Source organism: Pseudomonas sp. UBA3153, from assembly GCF_002364635.1.
Lineage (GTDB): Bacteria > Pseudomonadota > Gammaproteobacteria > Pseudomonadales > Pseudomonadaceae > Pseudomonas_O > Pseudomonas_O kuykendallii.
Window position 1 is genome coordinate 1 of the sequence record NZ_DEYR01000104.1, and the last position, 359, is coordinate 359.

Annotated in this window: 1 protein-coding gene; it reads right to left on the bottom strand. The window is 71.3% G+C overall.

All coding sequences use genetic code 11. From position 1 onward, the window contains the following. Nucleotides 1–51 precede the first annotated feature (51 nt). Nucleotides 52–359 (bottom strand): universal stress protein (locus B2X67_RS20535; RefSeq protein WP_286786632.1); only part of this gene is annotated, 308 nt, incomplete at its 5' end.

The window sequence follows — 359 nt, forward strand, 5'->3', positions numbered from 1 at the left end:
AAGGGTAACCCAGGATCGAGGGCGCGCGCCGGCGCCGGGAACCAGCGGTCCTCAGCGCAGGATCAGCAGGGCGCCGCTGCTGGAGCGCAGCAGCGCACCGGTGGTGCTGCCGACGAGGAACTGGCGGATGCGCGAATGCCCGTAGGCGCCCATCGCCAGCACGTCGATGCTGTGCTCTTCCTGATAGGCGAGCAGCGTGGAGACGACCTCGCCGTGGCGAATCGCCTGGCGCACGTCATAGCCGGCGGACGCCAGGCGCGCGGCCGCGTTGTCCAGCGGCGCCCAGTTGTCGCCGGTGTCGGCGCCGATCATCACCAGGTGGATCGGCATGCCTTCGCAGAGCGGCCCGGAGGCCAGCG